The 26,695-nt window shown below is 73.1% G+C and carries 23 protein-coding genes and 1 pseudogene; 11 read left to right on the top strand and 13 right to left on the bottom strand.

Annotation, left to right across the window (positions count from 1 at the left end; all coding sequences use genetic code 11):
- Window positions 1-178: 178 nt before the first annotated feature.
- Genes ACQP0T_RS00465 through ACQP0T_RS00455 form a run of 3 tightly spaced genes read left to right on the top strand, consistent with a single transcriptional unit; the run spans window position 179 to window position 2,569 of the window.
- The gene (locus ACQP0T_RS00465) at window positions 179-457 is read left to right on the top strand and encodes a hypothetical protein (protein WP_345359924.1); all 279 of its coding nucleotides are present in this window, start codon (window positions 179-181) and stop codon (window positions 455-457) included.
- Window positions 441-1,910, top strand: coding sequence for an ATP-binding protein (locus ACQP0T_RS00460; RefSeq protein ID WP_433870780.1), 1,470 nt, complete (start codon window positions 441-443; stop codon window positions 1,908-1,910). The genes ACQP0T_RS00465 and ACQP0T_RS00460 overlap by 17 nt, the downstream gene beginning before the upstream one ends.
- Window positions 1,907-2,569, top strand: a complete 663-nt coding sequence (locus ACQP0T_RS00455; protein ID WP_345359930.1) for a response regulator transcription factor — start codon at window positions 1,907-1,909, stop codon at window positions 2,567-2,569. Before ACQP0T_RS00460 ends, ACQP0T_RS00455 begins: the two co-directional genes overlap by 4 nt.
- 340 nt (window positions 2,570-2,909) lie before the next feature.
- Here the strand turns inward: ACQP0T_RS00455 and ACQP0T_RS00450 are convergent, their stop codons facing one another.
- The gene (locus tag ACQP0T_RS00450; protein ID WP_433870779.1) at window positions 2,910-4,052 is read right to left on the bottom strand and encodes a hypothetical protein; all 1,143 of its coding nucleotides are present in this window, start codon (window positions 4,050-4,052) and stop codon (window positions 2,910-2,912) included.
- A gap of 252 nt (window positions 4,053-4,304) precedes the next feature.
- Here ACQP0T_RS00450 and ACQP0T_RS00445 point away from each other — a divergent pair, with 252 nt between their 5' ends.
- From ACQP0T_RS00445 to ACQP0T_RS00435, 3 genes are all read left to right on the top strand, one after another.
- The gene (locus ACQP0T_RS00445) at window positions 4,305-5,204 is read left to right on the top strand and encodes an EamA family transporter (RefSeq protein ID WP_433870778.1); all 900 of its coding nucleotides are present in this window, start codon (window positions 4,305-4,307) and stop codon (window positions 5,202-5,204) included.
- A 401-nt stretch (window positions 5,205-5,605) separates the two neighbouring features.
- A complete protein-coding gene (locus tag ACQP0T_RS00440; RefSeq protein ID WP_433870777.1) occupies window positions 5,606-7,087 on the top strand; it encodes an SLC13 family permease in 1,482 nt (493 codons plus the stop codon).
- A 26-nt stretch (window positions 7,088-7,113) separates the two neighbouring features.
- Entirely contained in the window at window positions 7,114-8,268 is a 1,155-nt protein-coding gene (locus ACQP0T_RS00435) for a glycerate kinase family protein (protein ID WP_433870776.1), read from the top strand.
- 70 nt (window positions 8,269-8,338) lie between these two features.
- On the opposite strand, the pseudogene ACQP0T_RS00430 reads toward ACQP0T_RS00435, so the two are convergent.
- Both ACQP0T_RS00430 and ACQP0T_RS00425 read right to left on the bottom strand, forming a co-directional pair.
- Window positions 8,339-10,140: pseudogene (locus tag ACQP0T_RS00430) on the bottom strand (gamma-glutamyltransferase family protein).
- Between the two features lie 143 nt (window positions 10,141-10,283).
- Window positions 10,284-11,582 (bottom strand): UDP-glucose dehydrogenase family protein, encoded by a 1,299-nt coding sequence (locus ACQP0T_RS00425; RefSeq protein WP_433873871.1) that lies wholly within the window; start codon window positions 11,580-11,582, stop codon window positions 10,284-10,286.
- A 205-nt stretch (window positions 11,583-11,787) separates the two neighbouring features.
- On the opposite strand from ACQP0T_RS00425, the gene ACQP0T_RS00420 reads away from it, so the two are divergent.
- The 3 genes from ACQP0T_RS00420 to ACQP0T_RS00410 all read left to right on the top strand — a co-directional run bounded on the left by ACQP0T_RS00420 (window position 11,788) and on the right by ACQP0T_RS00410 (window position 14,910).
- Complete coding sequence (locus ACQP0T_RS00420) at window positions 11,788-12,732, top strand: aldo/keto reductase (protein ID WP_433870775.1); 945 nt, start codon at window positions 11,788-11,790, stop codon at window positions 12,730-12,732.
- Window positions 12,733-13,043: 311 nt separating this feature from the next.
- Window positions 13,044-13,802, top strand: a complete 759-nt coding sequence (locus tag ACQP0T_RS00415) for an SDR family NAD(P)-dependent oxidoreductase (protein ID WP_433870774.1) — start codon at window positions 13,044-13,046, stop codon at window positions 13,800-13,802.
- Window positions 13,803-13,863: 61 nt separating this feature from the next.
- A complete protein-coding gene (locus ACQP0T_RS00410) occupies window positions 13,864-14,910 on the top strand; it encodes an NAD(P)-dependent alcohol dehydrogenase (RefSeq protein ID WP_433870773.1) in 1,047 nt (348 codons plus the stop codon).
- An 8-nt stretch (window positions 14,911-14,918) separates the two neighbouring features.
- On the opposite strand, the gene fxsT is transcribed toward ACQP0T_RS00410, so the two are convergent.
- Both fxsT and ACQP0T_RS00400 read right to left on the bottom strand, forming a co-directional pair.
- Window positions 14,919-17,285, bottom strand: a complete 2,367-nt coding sequence (gene fxsT, locus ACQP0T_RS00405) for an FxSxx-COOH system tetratricopeptide repeat protein (protein WP_433870772.1) — start codon at window positions 17,283-17,285, stop codon at window positions 14,919-14,921.
- A 43-nt stretch (window positions 17,286-17,328) separates the two neighbouring features.
- On the bottom strand, window positions 17,329-18,951 hold the full coding sequence (locus ACQP0T_RS00400; protein ID WP_433870771.1) for a TM0106 family RecB-like putative nuclease: 1,623 nt from the start codon (window positions 18,949-18,951) through the stop codon (window positions 17,329-17,331).
- A 155-nt stretch (window positions 18,952-19,106) separates the two neighbouring features.
- Between ACQP0T_RS00400 and ACQP0T_RS00395 the strand changes: the two genes are divergently transcribed.
- Entirely contained in the window at window positions 19,107-19,712 is a 606-nt protein-coding gene (locus ACQP0T_RS00395; protein ID WP_433870770.1) for a DUF6474 family protein, read from the top strand.
- Between the two features lie 54 nt (window positions 19,713-19,766).
- Here ACQP0T_RS00395 and ACQP0T_RS00390 read toward each other — a convergent pair whose 3' ends face one another.
- The 3 genes from ACQP0T_RS00390 to ACQP0T_RS00380 form a co-directional block, all read right to left on the bottom strand.
- A complete protein-coding gene (locus ACQP0T_RS00390) occupies window positions 19,767-19,931 on the bottom strand; it encodes a hypothetical protein (protein WP_433870769.1) in 165 nt (54 codons plus the stop codon).
- Between the two features lie 95 nt (window positions 19,932-20,026).
- On the bottom strand, window positions 20,027-20,422 hold the full coding sequence (locus ACQP0T_RS00385) for a type II toxin-antitoxin system VapC family toxin (protein ID WP_433870768.1): 396 nt from the start codon (window positions 20,420-20,422) through the stop codon (window positions 20,027-20,029).
- Window positions 20,419-20,730 (bottom strand): hypothetical protein, encoded by a 312-nt coding sequence (locus tag ACQP0T_RS00380; protein WP_433870767.1) that lies wholly within the window; start codon window positions 20,728-20,730, stop codon window positions 20,419-20,421. Before ACQP0T_RS00380 ends, ACQP0T_RS00385 begins: the two co-directional genes overlap by 4 nt.
- 124 nt (window positions 20,731-20,854) lie before the next feature.
- Between ACQP0T_RS00380 and ACQP0T_RS00375 the strand changes: the two genes are divergently transcribed.
- A complete protein-coding gene (locus tag ACQP0T_RS00375; protein ID WP_433870766.1) occupies window positions 20,855-21,058 on the top strand; it encodes a DUF397 domain-containing protein in 204 nt (67 codons plus the stop codon).
- A 140-nt stretch (window positions 21,059-21,198) separates the two neighbouring features.
- Here ACQP0T_RS00375 and ACQP0T_RS00370 read toward each other — a convergent pair whose 3' ends face one another.
- The 5 genes from ACQP0T_RS00370 to ACQP0T_RS00350 are packed head-to-tail and all read right to left on the bottom strand — an operon-like array spanning window position 21,199 to window position 26,482.
- Window positions 21,199-22,215, bottom strand: a complete 1,017-nt coding sequence (locus ACQP0T_RS00370) for a glycine betaine ABC transporter substrate-binding protein (RefSeq protein ID WP_433870765.1) — start codon at window positions 22,213-22,215, stop codon at window positions 21,199-21,201.
- A complete protein-coding gene (locus ACQP0T_RS00365; RefSeq protein WP_433870764.1) occupies window positions 22,212-22,979 on the bottom strand; it encodes an ABC transporter permease in 768 nt (255 codons plus the stop codon). The genes ACQP0T_RS00370 and ACQP0T_RS00365 overlap by 4 nt, the downstream gene beginning before the upstream one ends.
- Window positions 22,976-24,172, bottom strand: a complete 1,197-nt coding sequence (locus ACQP0T_RS00360; protein ID WP_433870763.1) for an ABC transporter ATP-binding protein — start codon at window positions 24,170-24,172, stop codon at window positions 22,976-22,978. Before ACQP0T_RS00360 ends, ACQP0T_RS00365 begins: the two co-directional genes overlap by 4 nt.
- A complete protein-coding gene (locus tag ACQP0T_RS00355) occupies window positions 24,165-24,812 on the bottom strand; it encodes an ABC transporter permease (protein ID WP_345360002.1) in 648 nt (215 codons plus the stop codon). The genes ACQP0T_RS00360 and ACQP0T_RS00355 overlap by 8 nt, the downstream gene beginning before the upstream one ends.
- Window positions 24,809-26,482, bottom strand: coding sequence for a BCCT family transporter (locus ACQP0T_RS00350; protein WP_433870762.1), 1,674 nt, complete (start codon window positions 26,480-26,482; stop codon window positions 24,809-24,811). The genes ACQP0T_RS00355 and ACQP0T_RS00350 overlap by 4 nt, the downstream gene beginning before the upstream one ends.
- Window positions 26,483-26,695 lie beyond the last annotated feature (213 nt).

The following is a 26,695-nucleotide window of genomic DNA, read 5'->3' as shown; positions in this document are numbered from 1 at the left end:
GAGCGAGCGCCGTTGCCGAAGGCAGGCTAGCGCTTCGGCGGGTCCGCTGTTCGGGGGACTGGTGAGGTCGTGGTGCTCACCCGGCGGGGTGGCGGTCGACGTGGCAGGTCGGCGCGGATGAAAGAGTTCTCATTCGCCCTTCATCTCCGCTTCCGAAGATCACGACACGCTGAGGACCATGAGATCGGTTCCCAGAGCGGCCCTGCTCCTCGCGGCGTTGGCGCTGCCGATCGCCGCCGTGCTGCTGAGCTTCGCCCTCACCGGCGGCCCGCGCAGCCCCGAAGTGCCCGCGAAGGTCGAGGTGGGCAGCTCGCCGGGACAGCAACCGCCCGCACCCCCGCCCGAGCCGAACCCGGGCTCGAACCCCGGCGCACCGCCACCGCCGCCGCCCGACCAACTGCCACCGCCGCCGCCCGAGGACGATGACGACGACGATGACGATGACGACGACGACTGAGCGGGCCACCGAGCCCGCCCGTCGGCAGGGCACCCGCATCCCGGCCCGCGCGCAGATCATGGGCTGGCTGCTGCTGGTGCTCGTCGTCGTCCTGATGGCGATCATGCTGATCGTCCGGCAACACCTCTACAACGACTCCGAGGACCAGGTCACCCAGGCGCTGGAGCAGGAGGCCGGGGAGTTCGTCGCGTTCGCCGAACGCGGCCGGGACCAGCGCGGGCAACCCATCGCCGGCGCCGAGTCGCTGTTCCTCAGCTACCTGGAGCAGCAGTACCCCGACCAGGCCGAGGCGCTGGTCGGGGTGTGGGAGACCCCGACCGGGCTCAGCCGACCGCTGTCGCAGGGCCAGGAGGACGAGCTGGAGCGGCTCGCCCGCGATCCGGCGCTGCTGGCCCGGATCACCTCCTCCCCGCTCCCGCACGGACAAGTCGACACCGCCGCCGGGCCGATGCGCTGGCTGCGGGTGCAGGCCGACACCGGCACCGGCGAGCGGGCCTGGTTCGTCACCGCCCACTTCACCGCGGGCAGCATCGCCGACACCGAGCGGACCGTCCGGATGCTGCTGCTGATCAGCGCGTTCGGCGTGCTGCTGGCCGCGGCGCTGTCCTGGGTGGTGGCCGGGCTGATCCTGGCGCCGATCCGGCAGGTCCGGCAGACCGCCGCCGAGATCAGCGAGCAGGACCTGACCCGGCGCATCCCGGTGGCCGGGCGCGACGACATCGCCGCGCTGTCCGACCAGTTCAACGCGATGCTCGACCGGCTGGAGGACGCCTTCCGCATCCAGCGGCAGTTCGTCGACGACGCCAGCCACGAGCTGCGCACCCCCATCACCATCGTCCGGGGCAACCTGGAACTGCTCGGCGACGATCCGGCCGAGCGCGAGGAGGTGGTCCGGCTCTGCACCGACGAGCTGGACCGGATGACCCGGATCGTGGAGGACCTGCTCATCCTGGCCAAGGCCGACCGGCCCGACTTCGTCCGCCCGGCCCCGGTCTCGCTGGCCGAGCTGACCAGCGACATCGAGGCCAAGGCGCGGTCGCTGGCCGACCGGCAGTGGTCGCTGGAGGCCATCGGCGAGGGCGAGGTGGCCGTCGACGAGCAGCGCGTCACCCAGGCGATGATCCAGCTCGCGCAGAACGCCGTGCAGCACACCCAGCCCGGTGCGCGGATCAAGGTCGGCTCCGCGCTGCGGCAGGGCGTGGTGTCGCTGTGGGTCACCGACACCGGTCCCGGCATCGCGCCCGGCGACGTGGAGAAGATCTTCGACCGGTTCGCGCACGGCCCCGGGCCGGGCAAGGGCGGCGCCGGACTCGGCCTGGCGATCGTCAAGGCCATCGCCGACGCCCACCACGGGCGGGTGCGGGTGCTCTCCGCCCCGGGTGAAGGCGCCACCTTCGGGCTCGAACTGCCCGCCTTCCCCCCGCACGCCCCGACCGAGGAGACCACGGCATGAGCAAGATCCTGATCGTCGAGGACGAGGACCGGATCGCCGCGTTCATCGAGAAGGGCCTGCGCGCGAACGGCTTCGGCACCACCGTCGTCGGCGACGGCGACACGGCCCTGGACTACCTGCTGACCGGGGACTTCGACCTGGTGGTGCTCGACCTCGGGTTGCCCGGCAAGGACGGCTTCTCGGTGCTGCGCGCGGTGCGGTCCCAGCACGTCACGGTCCCGGTGATCATCCTGACCGCGCGGGACTCGGTGCACGACACGGTCGCCGGGCTGGAGGGCGGCGCGGACGACTACATGACCAAGCCGTTCCGGTTCGAGGAGCTGCTGGCCCGGGTGCGGCTGCGGCTGCGGCCCGGCGACCGGGCGCCCGAGGTGACCGTGCTCCGCGACGGCGACCTGTCGCTGGACCTGCGCACCCGGCGGGCCCAGGTCCCGGAGGCCGTCGTCGACCTCACCGCCCGCGAGTTCGCCATGCTGGAGCTGTTCCTGCGCCACGCGGGCCAGGTGCTCTCCCGCGAGCAGATCCTGTCGCACGTCTGGGGCTACGACTTCGACCCGGGTTCCAACGTCGTCGACGTCTACGTCCGGGCGCTGCGCCGCAAGATCGGCGCCAAGCGCATCCGCACCGTCCGCGGCATGGGCTACCGCCTCGGCGCCTGAATCCCCCGGCATCCCGCACCGGCGCGGCCCGCACCGGCGCGGCCGGGGGAGCACCCGTTCGTGGCATGAGTGAGGGGCACCCTTGCCCAAATTACTCGGGCAAGGGTGCCCCTCACCTACTTCCCGAACGGGTGACGAACGGGCGCGTCGGGATCGGGACCCGCCACGGCACCTCGGCGCGGGGCGCGCGGGCGGGGCGTGTGCGCGGGCCGGAGCGGCGGCCGCTCCCCGCGTCGTCGCACCGCATGAGTTGTGAGTGAGGGGCACCCTGTACCGCGTGACTTGGTACAGGGTGCCCCTCACTCAGTTCACGTTCGGGTGACGGGCCGGTGAGGGGTGCTCAGGCTGGTGGGCGGTAGCGGAGGATCGCCGCCACCGGGCCTTCGCCGGGGATGTCCGGGCGGCGGACCGCCAGGACCCGCCCGTCGGTGAGCCAGACGCGCCGGGCGATCTCGTCCACCACGCCGTAGTCGGCGGCGGACTCGGCCGGGCTGGGGTCGCTCCCGGTGAAGGTGACGCCCCCCGCGTCGTCGACGTGGCCGGGCTCGACGCTGTCGATGTCGACGAAGGCGGTGTCCACCGCGCCGAGGGTGGCGAGCCGAGCGACCTCGGCGACGTCGGTCGCGGTGAGCGCCTGGCTGACGCGGGCGTCGAAGCGCTCGTGCACGGCGCGCAGCTCGTCGGCGTGGACGTCGTCGAGCACCGCGCGGGCGTGCGAGGCGAGCTCGCGATCGGTGCTCTCCTCGGGATTGCCGGTGAGCCCGACCGGGGCCAGCTCGGCCGCGCCGCAGATCGAGCGGAAGGTGCTCTGCAACGGCTCCGTCGCGGCCAGGATCAGCGGCATCCCGCTGCCGGTGACCAGCGGGCGCAGCGCCCGGTCGACCTCCCGCGCGTACTGGGTCAGGCGCAGCTTGCGGCCCTCGTCGCCCTGGAGGCGGCGGATCGGCGACCGGTCGTCGGTGTAGTAGTGCCCGAGGATCGTGTCGATGTTCTTCGGCAGGTCGCGGACCTCCACGTGCTTCGGGTCCATGTCCGAGACGATCTGGAGCACCCGCACCGAGTTCTGCGCCAGCGCGAGCAGCAGCGCGGTCTGCGGGAAGGTGACCGCGCGCAGCAGCGGTTTCACGTGGAACCTGTCGGCGACCTCGACGCCCGGCTGCAACCGGTTCGGCAGCCGGAACGTCCGGATCGAACCCGGCGTGGCGAAGACGGCGAGGCTGCGGGCCTGGAAGCGCCAGAACTCGGTGTCCTCGATCAGCGCGACCAGGTGTTCCTCCACCGCCGCCACGTCGTGCTTGTCCACCCCGCCCGCGCGGAGCTGGTCCAGCGCCTCGCGCCCGCGCCCGCGCAGTTCGAGCTGGTTCGAGTTGTCGATCGCGGTCGGGTCCGTGACGAGGTAGAGCGAGGCGCTGGCCCGATCGCGCGCCGCCAGCAGGGCGCTGATCTGCCTCCGGGTCGGGATGTCGGTGTGCAGGATCGCCATGAAGACCTCCCCGTCGGGCTCCGGTTCCGGACGCTACCGGCGGCGCCCGGCCGCCGCGATTTCGCGGAACCGTCGCTCCCCCGGACCGCCGGGCGGGGCGGGGCACCTAGGGTTGGGCCGTGAACTCGCACTGGCACCGCGTCCTGCCGCCCCCGTCCGCCTGACGGGCGGCGTCCTCCACCGCACCCCCGTCGTCGCGGGGGTGCCCTCGCGCGCCCGTTCGCCCGCGTCCCCGCGAACGGAAGAGTTCACATGGATCTGCACACGTCCGTCCCGCCGAGCCGGCTGCGCACCTTCGCCGCCGGACCGCTGCCGGTGCTCGTCGCTGCGGCGCTCTGGGGCACCACCGGCACCGCCGCGTCGTTCGCACCCGCCGACCCGGTGTCGATCGGTGCCGCGACCATGGGTTTCGGCGGCCTGCTGCTGCTCGCCCTCGCCGGGCGTTCGGCGCTCACCGCCGCCCGCGCCGCCGGGCCCGGCCTGCTGCTGCTCGGCGCGCTGGCGGTCGCCGTCTACCCGCTGGCGTTCTACACCTCGATGGCGCTGGCCGGGGTCGCCATCGGCACCGTCGTGGCGCTCGGCTCCGCACCCGTGTTCGCCGCGCTGCTGGAGCGCTGGGCCGACGGCGCCCGGCTCGACGGCCGGTGGGCCCTGGCCGCCGCGCTGTCCGTCCTCGGCGGGGCGCTGCTCATCACCGGTGGTTCCCCGGAGGGCGGCGGGGACGGGTCGGTCCTCGGCGTCCTGCTCGGGCTGCTGGCCGGGGCCACCTACGTCATCTACTCGTGGGTCGCCGGTCGGTTGATGCGGCGCGGGCACGGCTCGCGCGCGGTGCTCGGCGCGCTGTTCGGAGCCGGTGCCGCGGTGCTGCTGCCGGTGCTCGCGCTGACCGGCGGGGCGCTGTTGCGCTCGACGACCGGCGTGCTGGTCGCGGGTTACCTCGCGCTGGTGCCGATGGGGCTCGCCTACGTCGCCTTCGGGGCCGGGCTGCGCCGCACGCCGGTCCGCGTCGCCACCACGCTCACCCTGCTGGAGCCGCTGGTCGCGGCGGTGCTCGGCGTGGTCGTGGTCGGTGAGCGGTTCGGCGCGCAGTCCTGGCTCGGCATGGCGCTCCTCCTCGCCGGGCTCGTCCTGGCGGGCACCCGGCGCTCCTGACCCGCCGGAGGGGAACCTTCCTCGCACCGAGTGACAGGAAGGTTCCCCTCCTGCCACCGGTGACAGGAAGGTTCCCCTGCTGGCATCCGATGGCCTTCGGGGGCGCGGGCATTGCCTCACTCGTTCGGGTGGAAGTCGCGGGGCGCGCCGAGCGCGGCGATCGGGGCGGGCCCGGGGCCCGACGGTTTGCTCCACAGATCATGAACGCGGGCTGTGCACAACTGTGGATAACTCTCTCCACAGCTGTGCACAACCCACCCCTCACAGTCGCATTACCGCAGTTCAAGGACCTGTGGATAACTTCATCCACAGGACTGTGGACAACTGGGGCGAAGATGAATGTGAAGCGGTCCTCATGGTTGGTTCACGTGCGCCTCAGCAGTACGACCGACGCTGGCAACATGACCGAGGACCGCACGGACTACGCCACCGCTCCCCGGCCGTCGCGTCCCCGGCCCGCACCCGCGAACGCCGGCGCGGGATGGGCGATCGGCATCACCGCCGCCGCGCTCGCCGCGCTGGGCCTGGTCGCGCTCCCCTCGTCGAGCTTCAGCCTCGACGGCCTCAACGGCACCGGGCTGCTCACCCTGCTGCTCTTCGCCGCCGCGGTGGCGGGCTGGCTGCACCCGCGGCTCGACGACACCCACGTCGCGCTGGCGGCGGCCGCGACCGCGGTGCTGCTCGGCGCGCTGGACCCGGACGCGTTGTTCGCCACCCTCGGCGCGGAACCGATCTGGCTGCTCATCGCCGCCTTCGTGCTGGCCGCCGGGGTGAACACCACGGGTCTGCCCGCCCGGCTGGCGATCGGGCTGGCCGCCCGCGCCCGCGGACCGCGCGGTCTGGCGCACCTGATCACGCTCGGCGTGGTGCTCACCGCGCTGCTGATCCCGAGCACCAGCGGCCGGGCCGCGCTGCTGGTCCCGCTGCACCGCGCGCTGGGCACCGCGTTCGAGGGACGCCCGCTGCTGGTGCGCGCCCTGGCGCTGCTGCTGCCCACCACGGTGCTGCTCTCCGCCGTCGCGACCCTCGTCGGGGCCGGTGCGCACCTGATCACCAGCGAGATCCTCGCCGCGACCACCGGTGCGGGCATCGGTTTCGCCGAGTGGCTGCTGTGGGGACTGCCGTTCGCGGTGGTCAGCTCGCACCTGGCCGCGGAGCTGGTGCTGCTGCTGACCACCGATCACGCCGAGCGCCGCGCCCCGGTGCGGGTGGACGCCGCCGCGCTGCGCGCCGAGCTGGGCGTGCCGGAGCAGCGGACCCGCGCCGAGCTGCGCGCCCTGCTGCTGCTCGGCGGCGTCGTGCTGCTGTGGAGCACCGAGCCGCTGCACGGGCTGCCGCCCGCCCTGGTCGCCCTGGCCGGTGCGCTGCTGATCACCTCGCCGCGGATCGGCGTGGTCAAGCTCGGCAAGGCCGTCGGGGAGATCCCGTGGTCGCTGCTGCTGTTCATGGCGGCCACCGCGGCCCTCGGCGCGGCGCTGGCCGCCTCCGGCGCGGCGACCTGGCTGGCCGACCTGGTGCTGGACGAGGCGGAGGGCACCGCGCTGCTGATCGCGGTGGTCGTGGTGAGCACGGCCGCGCACCTGGTGGTGCAGTCCCGCTCGGCGCGCTCGTCGGTGCTGGTGCCGCTGGTCGTCGCGGCGGCGCTGGAGAGCGGGCTGAACCCGGTGGCGCTGGCGTTCGCCTCCACCGCCGCGGCCGGCTTCTGCCACACGCTGCCCTCGTCGGCCAAACCGGTCGCGATGTTCTCCCGGCTCGATCCGCCGCTGGCCTGCCCGCCGCGCGACCTGCTGCGGCTGTCCGCGCTGCTGGCGCCGCTGACCGGCGCGCTGGTCGTGGTGTTCGCCCTCGTCGTCTGGCCGCACCTGGGCCTTCCGCTGTTCTGACCCGCCCCGTCCACCGAGGAGAGATCATGATGCGTTTCGTCGTCGCCCCCACCGGGTTCAAGGAGTGCTTGGACGCCGATGCGGTGGCCGACTGGATCGGCGTGGGCATCCGCCGCGTCGTCCCGGCCGCGATCGTCGACACCATGCCGCTGGTCGACGGTGGTGAGGGCTCGGCCCGGTTGCTGGCCGGTTCCACCGGGGGCGAGCTGGTGCCCGTCGCGGTCACCGGCCCCGTCGGGGAGCGGATCGACTCGCACTTCGCCCTGCTCGGCGGCCCGGGGCCGCGCACCGCGTTCGTCGAGATGGCCGCCGCCGCCGGGCTCGCGCTGGTCCCCCCGACGCAGCGCGATCCCGGGGCGACGACGAGCCGGGGCGTCGGCGAGCTGATCAGCGCGGCCCTCGACCTCGGCGTCGAGCGGATCACCATCGGCTGCGGCGACTCCGGCACCTGCGACGGCGGGGCCGGGGCGCTGCGGGCGCTGGGCGCGCGGATCCTCGACGTCGACGGCCGGGAGACCGGGGAAGGCGGGCGGCACCTGGCCGAGGCGGCGCGGATCGACATCGCCGACCTCGATCCCCGGTTGGCGAAGGTGGAGCTCACCGTGGCGGTCAACCCGGACAACGTGCTGTGCGGCCCGGTCGGGGTCGCCCGCCGGTACGGGCCGCAGAAGGGGGCGACGCCGGAGCGGATCGAGCAGCTCGCCCGGGGGATGCGCCGCTGGTCGGCGCTGCTGGCCGAGCACAGCGGGACGGACTACTCCGGGCTGCCCGGCGGCGGTGCCTCCGGCGGGCTGGGCGCGGGGTTGGCCGGGGTGCTCGGCGCGCGGCTGGAGTCGCGGTTCGACGTCTTCCTCGACGGCGGCGAGCTGGTGCACCGGCTGCGGGCCGCGGACCTGGTGATCACCGCGGAGGGCTCGATCGACGCCTCCACCGCGCTGGGCAAGATCCCGGCCGAGATCGCGCGGCGGGCCAAGCGCCACGGCAAGCCGGTGATCGCGCTGTGCGGCACCATCGGTCCGGGCGCCGAGAGCAGCTACGACACCGGCATCGACGCCTTCACGGGCATCCTCACCGGCCCGGTCGAACTCGCCGACGCCATCACCCGCGCGCCCGAGCTCATCGCCGACGCGACCGCCCGCACCCTCCGGATGCTCCTCGTCGGCCGCGCCCTCACCGCCTGATCCACCCGCAGGTGCGGGGCACCTTCATCCGGCTTGCTCGGATGAAGGTGCCCCGCACTCACTTCCGGCGTCAGCGGCCCGCCGCGTAGCCCTGGGCGCCCGGGCGTTGGCCGCCGCGCGGAGCAGGCCGGTCTCCGGGTCGCGGGAGACCGCCGAGAGGCGGCCGAGGGCCCACTCCCCCGCGTCGAGGACGTCGTGACCCCGGCGGCGCAGCTCGTCGAGGCGGTCGGCGCCGAGGCGGGACTCGGCGACCAGCCGACCGGGTTCCCAGCCGCGCGGGTAGAACGAGGCCGGGAACGCGCCGGTGTGCCAGGCGGGGGCGTCGATGGCCTCCTGCAGGTTCAGCCCGCCGTGCACGTGGGCCAGCCAGAAGCAGAGCTGCCACTGGTCCTGCTGATCCCCGCCGGGGGTGCCGAAGGCCAGCGCCGGAACCCCGCCGCGCAGCGCCAGCGACGGGCTGAGGGTGATCCGGGGGCGCTTGCCGGGGGCCAGCGAGTCGGGCAGGCCCTCCTCCAGCCAGAACATCTGCGCCCGGCTGCCGAGGCAGAAGCCCAGCTCCGGGATGGTCGGCGAGGACTGCAACCAGCCGCCGGAGGGCGTCGCGGTCACCATGTTGCCCCAGCGGTCGACCACGTCGAGGTGCACGGTGTCGCCGCGGCTCTCCCCGGTCGGCGAGACGGTGGGCTCGCCGATGCCGACGCCGCTGGGGTCCTTCGGGGCCTCCAGGCCGCGCCCCTCGGCGACGTAGCGGGGCAGCACCGGGGTGCGGCCCCCGGGCGCGCCGGGGCGCAGTTCGAGGGAGGCGCGGTCGCCGATCAGCTCGCGCCGCGAGGCGGCGTACTCGCGGGAGACCAGGTCGGCGAGCACGGCGGGGTCGGCGGAGTCGCCGTACCAGGCCTCGCGGTCGGCGAAGGCGAGCTTGGCGGCCTCCACCGCGGCGTGCACGGTGTCGGCGTCGGCGATGCCGTCCTGGTAGCCGACCGGCAGCCCCTCCAGCAACCGGAGCTGCTGCGCCAGCGCGGGGCCCTGCGTCCAGATGCCGAACTTGGCCAGCGTCCAGTCCTCGCCCAGCTCGGCGGTCAGCGGCTCCTCGTAGGTGGCCTGGTAGTCGGCCATGTCCTGCGCGGTGAGCACCCCGGCGTGGTCGCGGCCGGAGTTGTCCCGGTGCGGGGTGGCGACGAACTTCTCCACCGCCTCGGCGACGAAGCCCTGCGACCAGGCGCGGCGGGCGGCGTCGAGCTGGGCCTCCCGGTCCGCCCCGGCGGCTTCGGCCTCGGCGAGCAGCCGTTCCCAGGTGTCGGCGAGCGCGGGGTTGCGCAGCAGGCCGCCCGGGGCCGGGGTGGCGCCGTCGGTGAGCCAGAGCTGCGCGGAGGTCGGCCAGTGCTCGGTGAACATGGCGCGGACGGTGTCGATCGTGGTGCGGATCTTCTCCACGGCCGGGAATCCGCCGCGGGCGTAGCCGATCGCGTACTTCAGCACCTCGCGGAGCGTCTTGGTGCCGTGGTCGCGCAGCAGCAACAGCCAGCCGTCCCAGGCGCCGGGGACGGTGGTGGCGAGGAAACCGGTGCCGGGCACCAGTTCCAGGCCGAGTTCGTCGCGGTAGTGGCCGAGGGTGGCTCCGGCGGGCGCCGGGCCCTGCCCGCACAGCGCGCGCGGGCGCGGGTCCTCCGCGGTGGCGAACAGCGCGGGCACCTCACCGCCCGGACCGTTGAGGTGCGGCTCGACGACCTGGAGGACGAAGCCCGCGGCGACGGCGGCGTCGAAGGCGTTGCCGTCGTCCTCGAGCACCGCCATGCCCGCCGCGGAGGCGAGCCAGTGGGTCGAGGCGACCATCCCGTGCGTTCCGGCGATTTCGGGGCGAGTGGTGAACACCTCGACACCTTAGGCACCTCTCACCCTTCCGGGCGATAGTGCGCGGGGACGGGATCGGAGTGAGGGACACCCTTGCCCAACACACTGGGACAAGGGTGCCCCTCACTCCGTTCACGACCACCCGGACGAGCGCGCGGCCCGGGTCAGACTCCGGTGGTGTCCGGGGCGGGGTGGCCGATGCCGTGCCAGACCAGACCCGCCCGGCCCAGCGCGTCCGGATCCAGGTGGTTGCGGGCATCGACCACCACCGGCGAGGCCATCAACCCCGCCACCCGCGCCCAGTCCATCGACCGGAACACCGGCCACTCGGTCAGCACCACCAACCCCGCCGCACCCTTGACCACCTCGTACGGATCCTCCACCAACGCGATCCCGTCCACCGGATGCGCCAGCCCCGGATCACACCCCACCAGCTCCGCCCCCCGCTCGGCCAGCAACCCCGCCACCGCCAACGCCGGCGACTCCCGCACATCATCGGTACCGGCCTTGAACGCCAACCCCCACAACCCCACGCGCTTACCGGCCACCGACCCCCCGCACGCGGCCACCACCTTGCCCACCACCCGCTCCCGCTGCCGCTCATTGGCCGCCACCGCCGCCCGCAACAACCCGAACTCGAACCCCACCGACTCCGCCACCCCCAACAACGCCGCCGTGTCCTTCGGCAAGCACGACCCACCCCACCCCGGACCCGGCGCCAGGAACGACCCCCCGATCCGCCGGTCGTACCCCATCCCCTCGGTCACATCCCCGATATCGGCCCCCACCCGCTCGCACAACTCCGCCACCGCATTCACATACGACAACTTCATCGCCAGAAAACAATTCGCCGCGTACTTCACCATCTCCGCACTCGCCGCATCCGTGAGCACCGTCGGCGCCCCCAACCGCGCGTACAACGCCGCCACCCGCTCCGCCGCGTCCTGCGACTCCGACCCCACCACGATCCGGTCCGGACGCAGGAAATCCTCCACCGCCGAACCCTCCCGCAGGAACTCCGGATTGCTCACCACCCCCACATCCGGCCGCCCCACCAACCCCCGCAACCGCGCCGCCGTCCCCACCGGCACCGTCGACTTCGTCACCAGCACCGCACCCGGAGCCAGCACCGGCCCCACCTCGGCCACCACCGACTCCACCACCGACAGGTCCGCCAAACCCCCCGCACCCATCGGCGTCGGCACGCACAGGAACACCACCTCCGCCCCCGCCGCCGCCTCCGCCGAACCCACCACGAACTCCAACCGCCCCGCCGACAACCCCTCCGCCACCAACTCCCCCAAACCCGGCTCCCGAATCCCCACCTCACCCCGACGCAACGCCGCCACCTTCACCGCATCCACATCGCTGCACACCACCCGATGCCCCAACGACGCCAGGCACGCCCCCGTCGTCAACCCCACATAACCGGTCCCCACCACCACAATCCGACGGGCGAACATCCCGGATCCCTCCCTCGACACGCTCGTGACCAGGGGCAGCGTGGCACAGCGGAGGCGCTCGCCGAGCCGCATCGGCAACTGTTCACCACCCGTACGTCCCAGGTGACGCGGTGGTGATCGGGCGTTCAGCCGTCCGCCGACGCCGGGCCACCGCCCGCCGACGACCGGCCTCGGCGCGCGCCGGGCCAGCACTAGGCTCCCGGGCGTGGAGCAGCGGCGGTTGGGCGAATCAGGTCTGGTGGTCAGCGCGGTCGGGCTCGGCTGCAACAACCTGGGCAGGCCGGGCACGGCGACGGAAACGCTGGCCGGGGCGCGGGAGGTGGTGGACGCGGCGCTGGACAGCGGGATCACGTTCTTCGACGTCGCCGACGTCTACGGGTCGCCGCGCGGGCGCAGCGAGGAGCTGCTGGGGCAGGCGCTGTCGGGTCGCCGGGAGCACGCGGTGATCGGCACCAAGTTCGGGCAGGACATGCAGGGCTCCAACGGTCCGGACTTCGGGGCGCGCGGGTCGCGCCGCTACCTGCGCCGGGCGGTGGAGTCCTCGCTGCGGCGGCTGGGCACCGACTGGATCGACCTCTACCAGTTGCACCGCCCCGATCCGCTGACGCCGCCGGCCGAGACCCTGGACGCGCTGGACGACCTGGTGCGCGAGGGCAAGATCCGCTACGTGGGGCTGTGCAACATGGCGGCCTGGCAGCTCGCGGACGCGGTGTGGACGGCCTCGGACGCGGGCGGCACCGTCCCGATCGCGGCGCAGAACCACTACTCGCTGCTGGCCCGGGAGGCCGAGCGGGAACTGGTGCCGGCGTGCCTGCGGTTCCGCGTCGGGCTGCTGCCGTACTTCCCGCTGGCCAACGGGCTGCTCACCGGCAAGTACCGGCGCGGTCAGACCGCACCGCCGGGCAGCAGGCTGGCCGAGCGCGGGCACCTGCTGGCCGACGCGCCGTGGGAGCGGATCGAGCGGCTGCGGTACTTCGCCGAGCAGGCGGGGGTGCCGATGACCGCGGTGGCGCTGGGCTGGCTGGCCGCGCAGCCGGTGGTCGGCTCGGTGATCGCCGGGGCGACCACGCCGGAGCAGGTGCGGACCAACGCCGCCGCGGGCCGGTGGCGGCCGGACGCCGCCCAGCTCGCCGAGCTGGACGCCCGGTGAACCGGGACGCCCGGTGAACGATCACCCGCCGTGACCGGCGGAATCCCTCGGACGGCGCGGAGAATGGCACCTGCGGCAGACGCGCGGCGCGGGCGGTGACGACCACCCTCGGGACATGGAGCTGATCGGGATCGCCGCCATGTTCGCCCTGCTCGCCCTGCTCGCCGCCGTGCCGCTGGTGGTGCTGCTCGCCGTCGTGGAGGGCAGGTCGCGCCGGGACCCGTAGCGCGGGACCGGGCGCTCGGGCTCCCGGGTGCTCGCCTCGGGGTGCTAGACAGGACGCCGGCACCCGGACGCGAGGAGCACACCTGATGTTGATCTCGGACACTGCGGCGATCGTCACCGGCGGGGCCTCGGGCCTCGGCGCCGCCACCGCGCGGGCGCTGGCGGGCAAGGGCGCGCTGGTGTTCGCCGTGGACCTGCCGGAGGCGATCAGCTCGGCCCCGGTGGTCGACGGCGTCACCTACGTGGCCGCCGACGTCACCGACGAGGACCAGGTCCGCACCGCGGTGGCGCAGGCGGCGGGCGGCGGCAACCCGCTGCGCATCGTGGTCAACTGCGCGGGCATCGGCCCGTCCGCCCGGGTGGTCGGGCGACAGGGCCCGCACGACCACGCCCTGTTCAGCAAGGTCGTCGAGGTCAACCTGATCGGCACCTTCACCGTGCTGCGGCTGGCCGCCGCGGCGATCGGCGAGACCGAACCGGACGCCGACGGGCAGCGCGGCGTGGTGGTCAACACGGCCTCGGTGGCCGCCTACGACGGGCAGATCGGCCAGGCCGCCTACGCGGCGTCCAAGGGCGGCATCGTCAGCCTCACGCTCCCGGCGGCGCGCGACCTGGCGTCCTCCGGCATCCGGGTGATGACCATCGCGCCCGGCATCGTGGACACCCCGATGATGGCCACGGTGAGCGAGGAGTTCCGGGCGAATCTGGCGGCGGGCGTACCGTTCCCGAAGCGGCTCGGCGTGCCCGAGGACTACGCGCGGCTCGCGGTGGGGATCGTCGAGCACGACTACCTCAACGGCGAGGTCATCCGGATGGATGGCGCGTTGCGCATGGCTCCCCGGTAGTCCTGCGGTCGACGAGCCCGCGCAGCACGATGGGCGCAGTCGGATCAGCGGGAGGAACGGCATGGGCCGGACCATGAAGGCGGTGCAGTACTACGAGGTCGGGCGCGGCCCGCACGTCGTCGAGATCCCGGTGCCGGAGCCGGGTCCGGGACAGGTGCTGCTCAAGGTGACCGCGGCGGGCATGTGCCACTCGGACATCTCGGTGATGAGCTGGCCGGCCGAGGAGATGCCCTACGAGCTGCCGATGACCCTCGGCCACGAGGGCGTCGGCACGGTCGCGGCGCTCGGGCCGGGCACGGTCGGCGTCGCGGAGGGCGAGTCCGTCGCGGTGTACGGGCCGTGGGGTTGCGGCGTGTGCTGGAAGTGCGCGCAGGGCAAGGAGAACTACTGCCTGCGCGCCGCCGAGCTGGGCATCCGGCCGCCGGGTCTGGGCCGACCCGGTGCGATGGCGGAGTACCTGCTGGTCGACTCGGCCCGGCACCTGGTGCCGCTGCACGGGCTCGACCCGGTGCAGGCCGCGCCGCTCACCGACGCCGGGCTCACCCCGTACCACGCGATCAAGACGTCGATCCCGAAGCTGGTCGCCGGGTCGACGGCGGTGGTGATCGGCGCGGGCGGCCTCGGCCACCTGGCGATCCAGATGCTGCGCGCCATGACGCCGTCGCGGGTGATCGCGATGGACATCGCCGACGACAAGCTGTCGCTGGCCCGCGAGGTCGGCGCGCACGAGGTGGTGCGCTCCGACCAGGACGCCGCGGGGCAGGTCAAGGAGCTCACCGACGGCCTCGGGGCGGAGGTCGTGCTGGACTTCGTCGGCAACGAGCCCACCGTGGCCGTCGCCGCGCGGTGCGCCGCGGTGGAGGCCGACATCAACATCGTCGGCGTCGCGGGCGCCCCGCTGCCGGTCGGCTTCGGCCTGCTGCCGTTCGAGGTCTCGGTGTCCTCGCCGTACTGGGGCAGCCGCTCGGAGCTGATCGAGGTCCTCGAACTGGCCCGCGGCGGCATGGTCAAGGCCCACGTCGAGACCTTCGGCATCGAGGAGACCCCGGAGATCTACGACCGCTTCCGCGAAGGCGGCATCCGCGGCCGGGCGGTCATCCTCCCCTGACACCGGGGCTACGACCGCTTCTCGCGCCAGAAGTCGAGGTTGTCGCGGGTCGTGGCCGTGTGCGGGTGGTCCGGGCCGAAGACCCGGACCACGTCGGGCAGCAGCGCCTCGAGCGCGTCGATCGCCGCCGTGACCTCTCCTCGCATGCCGTGCCATTGGGTCAGGTTGCCCCGCGTCATCAGCACGCTCGGGTGGTCGGCGCCCAGCACCCGGATCTCGTCGGCCAGCAGCGCCTCGCACTCCGCCACCGCACCCGCCGCATCGCCCGACCGACCGCGCCACTGCGCCAGATTGCCCCGCATCGCCAGCACGTCCGGGTGCTCGGCACCCAGCACCCGCACCCCGTCGGCCAGCAGCTCCGCCAGCTCGGCCGCCGCCACCGCGGCGTTCTCCGACCATCCACGCAGGTCTGCGAGGAGGCCCCGGATCGTCAGCACGTCCGGGTGGTCGGCGCCGAGCACCCGCACCGCATCGGCCAGCAACTCCTGGTACTCCGCGAGCGCGCCCGCCACATCACCCGACTGACCGCGCCACCGCGCCAGATTGCCCCGCGTCCGCAGCACGGTCGGGTCGTCGGCGCCGAGCACCCGCACCGCATCGGCCAGCACCGCCTCGTACTCCGCGAGCGCACCCGCCACATCACCCGACTCACCGCGCCACGTGGCCACGTTGTCCCGCACCACCAGGGCGCCGAGGTCCTCCGCACCCAGCACCCGAACCACATCGATCGACAGCGCCTCGGATTCCGCGAGCGCGCCCGCCACATCACCCGACTGACCGCGCCACCGCACCAGGTTGTTCCGCGTTCTCAGCACATCCGGGTGGTCGGCACCCAGTACCCGCACCCCGTCGGCCCACAGCGCCTCGTACTCCGCCACCGCACCCGCCACATCACCCGACTCACCCCGCCACCGCGCCAGGTTGCCCCGGGCGAGGAGGTGATCGTGGTGGTCGGCCCCGAGCATCGCGGCCGACCGCGCCACCAGCCGCTCGAAGTGCTCGCGCGCCCGGTCCACGAGCCCGTGCTCGCCCAGGCCGGTCCCGGCATCCGCCAGCACCGGGTGCGCTCGCGGCGTCCAGAGGTGCGCACCGGCGCAGCGCTCCAGCGCTTCGACGTCGTCGTACAGGGCCTGCGCCAGGGGCAGGTCGTGCGCGTGCGGCGGCCAGACGTCGAGGAGGGCATCGGCGGCGGTGCGGGCGACCGCGCCGAGCGCCCCGTCACCGAGCTCGTCGCGGGTGGCCCGCTGGACGAGGGCGTGCACGCGGACCGAGCGGTGCGGGTCGGTGGTGTCGTGGGTGGCCAGCCCCAGGCGGTGCAGGCACCGCAGTGCGCTGCGCACCTGGTCGGCCTCGACCTCCAGGGCGTCCAGGACCGGCTGCGCGGTGAACACCTCCTCGGGCACGCCGTGCGGGTCGAGGACCGAGGCGAGGTCGAGGACCCGGGGCGCCAGGCCGCGCGGCCGGGCGCGTTCGGCCAGCTCGATCGACAGCGACCAGGTGGCCGAGACGGTGGTCCGGTGGTCGTCCGGGAGGGCGTCGGGCTCGGGCAGCAGCTCGTCGAGCGTGCGGCGCCGCTCGGCGAACCTGGCGCGGTAGGCGGCGACGTCCAGGCCCTCGTCCAGCAGGTAGGCGGTGGCCTGCGACAGCGCCAGCGGGAGGTGGCCGAGGTCGTCGGCCAGGCCCGCCGCGTCGCGCTCGGGCACGTCGCCGAGACGGGCCCGCAGGTAGGCCAGCGACTCGGCCGGGCTGAACACGCCGACCTCGACGAGCCGCCGCCGGTCGCCGGTGAGCGCCGCATCCCGGCGCCGGGTGGTCGCCACCACCCGGCCGGTGCCGGTCAGCGGCGGCCACAGGTCGCGGACCTCCTCGGGGCCGCGCAGGTCGTCGAGCACCACGAGCCAGCGGCGGTCCAGCTCCGCGAGGCGTTCCAGGAACCGCCGGGCGCCGAGTTCGGGCTGGTCGCCGGAGTACCAGCCGAGGCGGTCGGCGGCGGTGGCGTAGGCGGCGACGATCGCGCTCGCCGAGCCCGCCGCCACCCACACCAGCAGGTCGAGCTCGCCCGCCCGCCAGGCGCGTTCGGCGTAGTCGGCGGCGAGCTGGGTCTTGCCCACCCCGCCGAGCCCGCTGAGCACCCGGGCCTCGCCGGTGAGCACCGCCGCCTCGCCGCCGGACACGGCCGCGACCAGCTCGGCGAGCACCGCGCGCGGCTGGAAGAACCCCGCCCGGCGCGGCACGACCCCGACTCGCACCGGGCCGACCCGCGCCGGCCATTCCCGTCCGGTGGGCGCGTGGAAGTGCACCCCGCCGTGCACGTCGCGGGCGTTGACCTGCGCGCCGACGTGGCCTGCGGTGGTGTTGGCGGTCCGGTGGTCCACGCCGCCCATGATCCCGCGCGGCGGCCGGTCCGGAGGCCGGTTCCTACAGCTCGGCGGCGAACGGGATGTCGTGGACGGCTTCGGAGGTCATCCAGCGGCGGATCGTCCAGGTCGCCCGGACGTCGTCCTCGTTGTAGCGCAGGATGCGGTCGCGCTGCCCCGGGTCCGGGTCGGCGCCGGTGAGTCCGACCGCGTCGCGGTACCAGCGCATCGAGTTCTCCCCGCTGGCCTCCGGATCGCGCCAGTGGAACCCGGCGCAGGGGGCGATGACCTTGAGGCCCTTGCCGTTGGGGCACAGGAAGTTCTCGCGGACCGAGGCGAACAGGTCGACCCACTGGTCGGAGCGGATGAACCGGCGGACCTCGGAGACCGGCGGCACGCCGGGCTTGCCCGCGAAGCGCTGGGCGGAGGCGAGCAGCCAGCGGTTCTCGGCGAGCTCGTTGTAGCAGTAGGCGCGGAAGGTCAGGCCGCGCCTGCGCGCCTCCCGGCGGACCCCGGTGAACCAGGCCCAGAACTCGGCGAACGAGCGGGCCTCGTCGTCGTCCGGCAGCGGCTCCCAGCTCGCGAAGGCGCGGTAGCCGGGTTCCTGCCCGACGTCGGCGCCGGACAGCCAGCTCCCCCACAGGTAGGCCCCGGCGTCGGCGTAGCTCTCCATGTCGACGTCGACCTCGACGTCGGCGCGGGGCACCGACACCGACCGCACCCGGCGCACCAGCGGCAGTTCCAGCCGCCACGCCTTGGCCAGCAGCACCAGGTCGGCCAGCCGGGGCGCGGCCAGCGGGGTCTCGACGGCGAGCGGGTCGAGCCCGGCGAGGTCGTCGACGGTGCGCACCCCGACCTCGCGCAGCGCGACGGCGTCCTCCCCGCGCACCACCAGGCTGACGTCCCGGTCCGCGGTGAGCTCGCGCTCGCACACCGGCCACCACGGGCAGCCCTTGCACTCGTTGACCCGGGACGGCTGGGCCTGCGGTTCGTCGCCGGTGGCGGCGGCGGTGGCCACTGCGAACCGGTCGGCGAAGCGGGCGTCGTACTCGTCGAGGGCGCTGCGCCCGCCGGGCCAGTTCGGCAGCGTCAGGTCGTGCCAGAGCACCGCGTCGCCGTCCACGCCGATCACCCCGCCGAGCCCGGCCGACGAGCTCATCCCGACGGCGTCGAGCATCCGGGTGAGGTGCGCGAGGCGGAGCAGGTCGCGGGGCTGCGCGCGGACCTTGCGGCGCTGGTCGACGTACGAGGCGGCGGGCACCGGGCGCTCCAGCGGCGAGAGGCGGGCGCCCATCCCGGGGTCGCTGATCTTGTGCCGCACGACCAGCACCGGCAGGTAGCCCGCGCCGTCGCGCACCAGCAGTTCCGCGCTGCCGCGCTTGCCGTCGACCGGCGGCAGGTGGGCGCCGGAGAGGTGGCCGACGCCCGCGCGCATCGCGGCCAGCGTCACCTCGACGCGGTCGTCGACGTCGGCGGCGAGCACGTCGATCCAGTCGGGGGCGAGCAGTTCGCCGAGCACGCGCGCCACGTCGGCGCGGTGCGCGGTGGCGTCGGCGATGCGCTGCTCGATGCCCAGGTCGAGCGGCGCGCGCGGGGCGTCGCGCATCGCCGGATCGTGCTCCAGGTGCACGCGACGGCGACACCGCGTCACCACGCCGGCGTCGAGCAGCACCTCATCTTCCACCCGGAAAGCGTATGCGGTGGGGCCGACCCGGCCGTTCGACACCCCGGCGCCGGGCGCGTCGGACACCCGGCGTGGCCGGGGGTGCGCGCAGCGTTCGCGGGCCGGGGCGCGCGGACTTAGCGTGACCGTGGGGCCGACGAGGGAGGTGGCGTCCGGTGCGTCGCAGCAGGGGCGGGCGGTCGGCGCTCGACCGCCTCGGCAGCGCGGTCGGGTCGGGTCGGGACACCCGGCTGGACCGCGCGGTGGGCAAGCAGCGGCTCAAGGCGGGCAAGCGGGAGGTCAAGCTCGGCAAGCAGCGCGCCAAGGCGCAGCAGCGCGGCGAGCTCGGCCGGTTCACGCCCGGCAACGCCAAGAAGGTGGTGGGCGTGACCAGGGTGCTCGCCCCGGTCGTCGCGCCGTACGCGATGTGGGCCGCCACCGCCGTGCGGGAGAACTACGACCGGTTCAAGGCACGGCGGATGGGCATCTCCGCCGACCAGCTCGGCAGCTACTCCGGCCGGGGCGCCGGACTGCACGCGCGGATCGACGGCGACGCGCAGGCGCTGGCCGCGCTGCGCACCCAGAGCGCCGGGCGCGGCACCGAGGAGCAGCAATCGGTGGACCAGTTCGCCGAGCGGACCAACGCGCGCCTCACACAGCTGATCAGCGCCGTGCGGGCCGCGGAGCGCGTCCCCGCCGGGCGCCGCCGGGCCACCCACCGCTCGGTGCACCGCGAGCTGAACCGGATCGAGAAGGAGCTGATGACCCGCTTCGGGCTCTGAGCGCCGAGTGCGGGGCACCTTCATCCGGCCAAGTCGGATGAAGGTGCCCCGCACTCAGGACGGACTCCCCGGAACGGGGGCGCGGGTGGGCGGCTCGGTGACGGCGACCGCGGGGTCGCCGGTGATCTCGACCCCGCCCGTCTCGATCCCCACCCCGGACAGCACCGCCACCACGACGGCGGCCAACGCCATCGCCGCGAGCACCTGCCAACCCGCCACGCTCCCACCTCCCGGACCCGACTCCTGGTGATCACGTCGCAGCCGGTGGCCGGGGCGTTACCCGCGGTCGCCACCCTCGGGCGTCCGGAGGACCTTCAGAGCGGCATGGCCACGAGGATGCCTTCGTCCTCGGCTGCCGCGGCCAAGCGCTTGTCGTAGGTGACCAGGGTGGGGCTGCTCCGCTGGACGAGCGCGGTGGCCAGGTGCAGGGCGTCCAGGCTGCGCAGGTGCTGTCCGTCGATCCCGGCGGCCAGCTCCAGCACGTCGTCGGCGACGGGGTGCAGGTGCAGGCCGCTGAGGAGCAACGCGGCTCGGGACCGATCGCCGCGGTCGGCTTCCACGCGCGTCAGCGCGCGCATCACCTCGACGCGCACCAGGGCGCTGGCGACGAGCGGCGTGCCGCGGTGCTCACCGAGCCAACCGGTGAGCGCTGCGGTCTCCTGCTCCGGGCGCACGAGCTTCATCACCGCGCAGGAGTCGAGCTGGATCACCGGTCGGTGTCCTCGCGGTCGGCCAGGATCGCATCGGTGCCCGCCGTGTCGAGCGAACCGGAGGGAGTCCGGGTCGGCGAGGCCAGCAGGTCGTCCCAGAGCCTTTCCTGCCGCTCCCGCCAATCGGGGTGAGCAAGCCCGGCGGCGGCCCACTCGTCCATCTGCTGGTGGTCCTCGTCCGGGGCGGTCATGATCGCCACCACCACGCCGTCCCGGGTCACGGTCATCCGCCGTTCCCGCTGGAGGCGGCTCAGGACCTGGCGGTGGCGATGGATGAGGTCCGAAATCGTGACCTGCGCATCTGCCATGCCACCACTGTAGCCAGGAGTCACTCGCTCCTCCACCGGGTAACCGGACGGTCGGCGGAGTTGCTCGGTGGCGTTCGGGCCACTCCGGCCTCATCACCGCTGCGATCGGTCGAACGGAGACGACATGACGTGGGCGGACGCCACCACACCGCGCGGTTGGCGGAAGTCGAGCCGCAGCCACACGGACAACTGCGTCGAGGTCGGCCGCGTCGGCGAGGGCGCCGCCGTCCGCGACACCAAGGACCGCGCCACCGGGTACTTCACCACCACCGGCGCCCAGTGGACCAGCTTCCTGACCGCGATCAAGACCGGCCGCTACGACACCTGAGCCACCCCGGAGGAGCCGCGCACCCGCAGCACCTCACCCGACAGGGACATGAGTGAGGGGCACCCTTGACCAAGTAACTCGGTCAAGGGTGCCCCTCACTCAGCAAAAGTCACCCGGGCGGGCGCTCTCGGTGGGTGGGGTCAGCCGCTCTGGTTCTGCGGGGAGTCGGGGAGCGTGACGAAGCCCTTCTCCACCATCCAGTCGCGGGCGACGTCGGCCGGGTCGCGGCCCTCCACGTCCACCTCGGCGTTGAGCTCCTTGAGCTCCTCGTTGTCCAGCGCCGCCGAGACGGGCTCGAACACCTCGGTGATCTGCGGGTAGCGCTCCAGGATCTCGGCGCGGGTGTTGATCCCGGCGTTGTAGCGCGGGAAGAACTGCCGGTCGTCCTCCAGCACCTTGAGGTCCAGCGCCTTGATCCGGCCGTCGGTGGTGAACACCTCGCCGAAGACGCAGGTCCCGTTGGCGGTGGCCTGGTAGATCGGGCCCTCCATCAGGATGCGGATCTTCGACGGGTCGGCCTTGAAGCCGTACTCCTTCTCGACGCCGGGCATCCCGTCGTTGCGGTTGGCGAACTCGGTGTCGAGGCAGAAGGACCCGGCCTCCGGGTTCTCCCGCACGAGCTCGGCCATGTCGGAGACCGTCTCCAGCCCGTACTTCTCCGCGTTCTCCTGGTTCACCGCGAACGCGTAGGTGTTGTCGACGCCGTAGGCCAGCGCCGTCCACGCCACGTCGTGCCGTTCCAGGTCCATCTTCTTGACGGCCTGGTACGCCTGCTCCGCGTCCGGGATCACCTCGGTCTGGCCGTTGTAGCTGACCCAGGACGTCCCGATGTACTCCCACAGCAGGTCGATCTGGTCGCTCTTGAGGGCGTGCCGCGCGCTGGACGAGCCGACGATGTTGGTCAGGTCCCGCACGTTGGCGCCCGCCGCGTCCAGCGCGAACTCGGCGATGTAGCCGAGCACGAGCTGTTCGGTGAACGCCTTGGAGCCCACCGTCAGCGTGACGCCCTCCAGCTCCGGCACCGGCCGGATCGAACCGGGTTCGACCTGGAGCGGGATCGCCGAACCGGACGACAACCCGCAGCCGGAGGTCACCAGCGCACCGGCCATCGCCAGCGACGCCAGCTTGATCGCACCTCGTCGGGTTCGCAGTTTCATCGCAGCCCCCTCGGCGACAGGTAGGTCTCGGCCAGCGCGCCCAGCCAGTCGACCAGCAGCGCCAGCGCCATCGCCAGCACGGAGCCGACGACCATCACGGTCCAGTTGTTCAGCTTGTACCCGGTGTCGATCAGCTCGCCGAGCCCGCCCGCGCCGACGAACAGCGCCAGCGTCGCGGTCCCGACCGCGAGCACCAGCGCGGTGCGCAGCCCGGCCAGGATGTACGGGACGGCCAGCGGGAGCTCGATGCGCAGCAGCACCTTGCCCGCCGACATCCCGATGCCCCGGCCCGCGTCGATCAGCGACGAATCCACCTGCTGCAACCCGACGATGGTGTTGCGCAGCACCGGCAGCAGCGCGTACAGCGCGATCGGCAGCACCGCGATCCAGAAACCGGTGCTCCCGCCGGTGAGCAGGAAGAACAGCACCAGCAGACCCACCGACGGGGCCGCCTGGCCGATGTTGGCCAGGCCGATCACCAGCGGCGCGGCCAGCCGCGCCCAGGACCGGCTGAGCAGCACCCCGAGCGGCACCGCGAGGAGCACCACGATCAGCGCGACCGCGAGGCTCATCAGGAAGTGCTGCCAGGTGAGGTTCAGGATCGTCGGCCCGTTGATGCTGCGGGCGGTGACGTCGTCGTCGTTGTTGGCGAACGCCCACGCCAGCACGCCCAGCACCAGGACCAGCACCGCGACCGGCTGGGCCAGCAGCCGCAACCGGTCCGCGCGGGACAGGCCCGAGTCGGCGGTGAGCTGAGCGGTCATGAGCTCGCTCCGGCGACGGCGGCCTCGTCCGGTTCGGCGTTCTCCTCGCGCAACGCCTTGATCGCGTTCATCACCGTGTCGATGTCGACCACGCCGGCGTACTCGCCGCGCTTGCCGGTGACCACCGCGACGCCGTCGTCGTCGGTGAGGATCGCTTCCAGGGCGTCCTGCAACGTGGAGGCCAGCGAGACGCTGTCCTCCACCGGGCGACCGGCCCGCTCCAGCGCCGACACCGCGCCGGCCTCCCGCGCGGTGGCCCAGCGCAGCGGCCGGTTGCGGCGGTCGAGCACCAGGCCGATCGCGCCGCGCCGGGTGCCGAGCCGCTCGGCCAGCGCCGAGGGCGCCTCGTCGGCCTTCGCGGTCGGCACCTCGGTGACGTCGATGTCGCGGACCCGGCGCAGGGTGAGCTGCTTGAGCGCGGCACCGGCGCCGACGAAGCCCGCGACGGTGTCGTCGGCCGGGTTGGTCAGGATCGCCTCGGGCGTGTCGTACTGCAGGATCTTCGACCGCTCGCCGAGCACCGCGATCCGGTCGCCGAGCTTGACGGCCTCGTCGAAGTCGTGCGTGACGAACACGATGGTCTTGCCGAGGTCGGCCTGCAGCCGCATCAGCTCGTCCTGGAGCACGCCGCGGGTGATCGGGTCGACCGCGCCGAACGGCTCGTCCATCAGCAGCACCGGCGGGTTCGCCGCCAGCGCGCGGGCCACCCCGACGCGCTGCTGCTGACCGCCGGAGAGCTGCCGCGGGAACCGCTTGGTGTACTCCGCCGGATCCAGCCCGACCAGGTCGAGCATCTCCTCGACCCGCTCCGCGATCCGCTGCTTGCTCCAGCCGACCAGCCCCGGGACCATCCCGACGTTCTCGCCCACGGTCATGTGCGGGAACAGCCCGGCCTGCTGGATCGAGTAGCCGATCTCGCGGCGCAACTTGTCCGGATCCAGCGCGAGCACGTCCTCGCCCGCGATGCTGATCTTGCCGGAGGTCGGCTCGATCAACCGGTTGATCATGCGCATGGTGGTGGTCTTGCCGCTGCCCGAAGGCCCGACCAGCACCACCGTCTCGCCGGCGGGGATGGTCATGGTCACCGACTCCACCGCGGGGGCCTGCTGCCCCGGATACCGCTTGGAGACCTCTTCCAGGTGGATCTCCACACCGTGCCCGCCGGTCGTACCGGGGTTGTTGTTGTCAGCCACGAATTCCCCTCGAAGTGGTCAGCCGTCCGATCAGCACGAAGACGGCGTCCAGCACCAGGGCGAGGACGATCACGCCGATGGTGCCCGCGAGCGCCATGTTCAACGCGTTGGCGCCGCCGAGTTGGGACAGTCCGCTGAAGATGCTGTTGCCCAGCCCGGGCCCCTTGGCGTACGCGGCGATGGCCGCGATGCCCATCAGCATCTGGGTGCTCACCCGCATGCCCGCGAGGATCGGGGGCCACGCCAGCCGCAGCTCGACCTTGGTGAGCACGGAGAAGCGGCTCATCCCGATGCCCCGGGCGGCGTCGACGATCGGCCGGTCGACCGTGGAGAGCCCGACGATCGTGTTGCGCACGATCGGCAGCAGCGCGTACAGCACCAGCGTCAGCACCGACGGCGCCACGCCCAGCCCCAGCACGGGGATGAGCAGGCCGAACAGGGCGAAGGACGGAACCGTGAGGACCGCGCTGGACAGCGCGGTGGCGATCGCCGCCCCGGCGGGGCTGCGGTAGACCGCAACCCCGACGAGGACGCCGACGATCGTCGCCAGCACGATGCACTGCACCACCATGCTGGCGTGCTGGTACGCGTCGACCAGCAGCTGCTGCCAACGCGAACCGACGTAATCGAGGAAACTCACGCCTTACCCGCTTCCTCGGTCCTGCCCTTGCCCTCGTCCTCGTCACCGAGGTCGTCGGAGTCGTCGGAACCGCTGCTCGCGGAGCCGTTCTCGTCCCCGTTGGGCTCGGCGGGAGTGGTGACGAGCTGGAACTCGCCCTCGTGCTCCTCCTCGCCGATGATGACCGCCTGCTCCAGGACCTCGGCGCCCTTGGCGTCGCGCAGCGTGATGTCGTCGCTGCGCAGGTCCTTCATCAACGCGACGCACATCAGCACCATGATCACCGCGAACGGCAGCGCACCGATGAACGTCAGGTTCTGGATGCCGGACAGCGCCGTGTCCCCACCGCCTCCGACGACCAGCATGATCGCCGCGACGGCACCGGTGGCGGCACCCCAGAAGATGACCACCCACTTGCTCGGCTCGATGGAACCGCGCTGGGACAGCGTGCCCATCACCACCGAGGCGGCGTCGGCACCGGAGACGAAGAAGATCGCCACCAGGATCATCACGATCACCGAGGTGGCCAGGGTCAGCGGCAGGTGCTCCAGCACCGCGAAGGTCTGCGCCTCCGCCGTGCCGTCGCCGTAGACGTTGTTGCCCGCCTGCTGGCTGTCGATCCCGGCGCCGCCGAAGATCGCGAACCACACCAGGCTCACCGCGCTGGGCACCAGCAGCACGCCGCTGATGAACTGGCGGATGGTGCGGCCCCGGCTGATCCGGGCGATGAACATCGCCACGAACGGCGTCCAGGAGATCCACCACGCCCAGTAGAAGACCGTCCAGCCGGCCAGCCACTCGTGCATGGGGTCGCCGCCGGTGGCACCCGACCGCGACGCCATCTCGCCGAAGTCGCTCAGGTAGGTGCCCAGCGAGGTCGGCAGCAGGTTCAGGATCAGGATGGTCGGGCCGACCACGAACACGAAGATCGCCAGCACCGCGGCGAGCACCATGTTGATGTTGGACAGCCACTGGATGCCCTTGGCCACGCCGGACACCGCAGAGGCGATGAAGCAGACCGTCAGCACCGCGATGATCAGCACCAGGACCGTGGTCGAGGCGCTGTCCGGGTCCAGCCAGCCCGCGGCCTCCATGCCGCTGCGGATCTGCAGGGTGCCGATGCCCAGCGACGCCGCCGACCCGAACAGGGTGGCGAACAGCGCCAGGATGTCGATCAGCCTGCCGATCGGCCCCTCGGCGTTGCGCTTGCCGATGAGCGGGCGGAACACGCTGCTGATGAGCTGGCTGCGCCCGCGGCGGAAGCTGCTGTAGGCGATCGCCAGACCCGCCACCGCGTAGATCGCCCACGGGTGCAGGGTCCAGTGGAACAGCGAGGTCGCCATCGCCGTCCGGATGGCCTCGTCGGTCTCGCCGGGCACGGTGCCCGGCGGCGGCGAGACGAAGTGGCTCAGCGGCTCGCTGACGCCGAAGAACATCAGCCCGATGCCCATCCCGGCGCTGAACATCATGGCGATCCACGAGACCGTCCGGAACTCCGGCTTCTCGCCGTCGTCGCCCAGCGGGATCCGGCCGTACTTGCTGAAGGCCAGGAACAGGGCGAAGAACACGAATCCGGTGGCGGCCAGCACGAAGCCCCAACCGGTGTTCAGGATCAGCCAGTCCAGCGCGGCCTCCGACACGCTGCTCAGCGAGTCGGTGCTCGCCACGCCCCAGCCGACCAGGACGAACATGATGGCCGCTGTGACACCGAACACGACCCAGTCGGTTCGGGGCCTACCACCGATGTAATCGGGTTTTCCGGGTAATTCCGTGGGTGCCGCCGTGGCGGTACCGCTGTGTTCAGGTTCGCTCGACACAGGTTACGGCGTCGAAAACCGACGCCCCCTCCTCTCCGTCGTCAGTCACGACGATTCGGAACCGTGTGCTCGTGCACGTGTGCAGGG

Origin of the sequence: Saccharopolyspora sp. CA-218241 (genome assembly GCF_050954615.1) — a bacterium.
Taxonomy (GTDB): domain Bacteria; phylum Actinomycetota; class Actinomycetes; order Mycobacteriales; family Pseudonocardiaceae; genus Saccharopolyspora; species Saccharopolyspora cebuensis.
The sequence above is the reverse complement of the archived record's forward strand: the minus strand, read 5'-3'. Positions and strand labels throughout refer to the sequence as shown.

Bases quoted from the DNA above. Each gene is read 5' to 3' on its own strand.
- ACQP0T_RS00435 (WP_433870776.1), top strand. From the start codon at position 7,114: ATGATGCGTTTCGTCGTCGCCCCCACCGGGTTCAAGGAGTGCTTGGAC.
- ACQP0T_RS00365 (WP_433870764.1), bottom strand. From the start codon at position 22,979: ATGACCGCTCAGCTCACCGCCGACTCGGGCCTGTCCCGCGCGGACCGG.
- ACQP0T_RS00450 (WP_433870779.1), bottom strand. From the start codon at position 4,052: ATGGCGATCCTGCACACCGACATCCCGACCCGGAGGCAGATCAGCGCC.
- ACQP0T_RS00350 (WP_433870762.1), bottom strand. From the start codon at position 26,482: ATGTTCGTCCTGGTCGGCTGGGGCGTGGCGAGCACCGACTCGCTGAGC.
- ACQP0T_RS00445 (WP_433870778.1), top strand. From the start codon at position 4,305: ATGGATCTGCACACGTCCGTCCCGCCGAGCCGGCTGCGCACCTTCGCC.
- ACQP0T_RS00370 (WP_433870765.1), bottom strand. From the start codon at position 22,215: ATGAAACTGCGAACCCGACGAGGTGCGATCAAGCTGGCGTCGCTGGCG.
- ACQP0T_RS00375 (WP_433870766.1), top strand. From the start codon at position 20,855: ATGACGTGGGCGGACGCCACCACACCGCGCGGTTGGCGGAAGTCGAGC.
- ACQP0T_RS00410 (WP_433870773.1), top strand. From the start codon at position 13,864: ATGGGCCGGACCATGAAGGCGGTGCAGTACTACGAGGTCGGGCGCGGC.
- ACQP0T_RS00415 (WP_433870774.1), top strand. From the start codon at position 13,044: ATGTTGATCTCGGACACTGCGGCGATCGTCACCGGCGGGGCCTCGGGC.
- ACQP0T_RS00455 (WP_345359930.1), top strand. From the start codon at position 1,907: ATGAGCAAGATCCTGATCGTCGAGGACGAGGACCGGATCGCCGCGTTC.
- ACQP0T_RS00425 (WP_433873871.1), bottom strand. From the start codon at position 11,582: ATGTTCGCCCGTCGGATTGTGGTGGTGGGGACCGGTTATGTGGGGTTG.
- ACQP0T_RS00460 (WP_433870780.1), top strand. From the start codon at position 441: ATGACGACGACGACTGAGCGGGCCACCGAGCCCGCCCGTCGGCAGGGC.
- ACQP0T_RS00380 (WP_433870767.1), bottom strand. From the start codon at position 20,730: ATGGCAGATGCGCAGGTCACGATTTCGGACCTCATCCATCGCCACCGC.
- ACQP0T_RS00440 (WP_433870777.1), top strand. From the start codon at position 5,606: ATGACCGAGGACCGCACGGACTACGCCACCGCTCCCCGGCCGTCGCGT.
- ACQP0T_RS00465 (WP_345359924.1), top strand. From the start codon at position 179: ATGAGATCGGTTCCCAGAGCGGCCCTGCTCCTCGCGGCGTTGGCGCTG.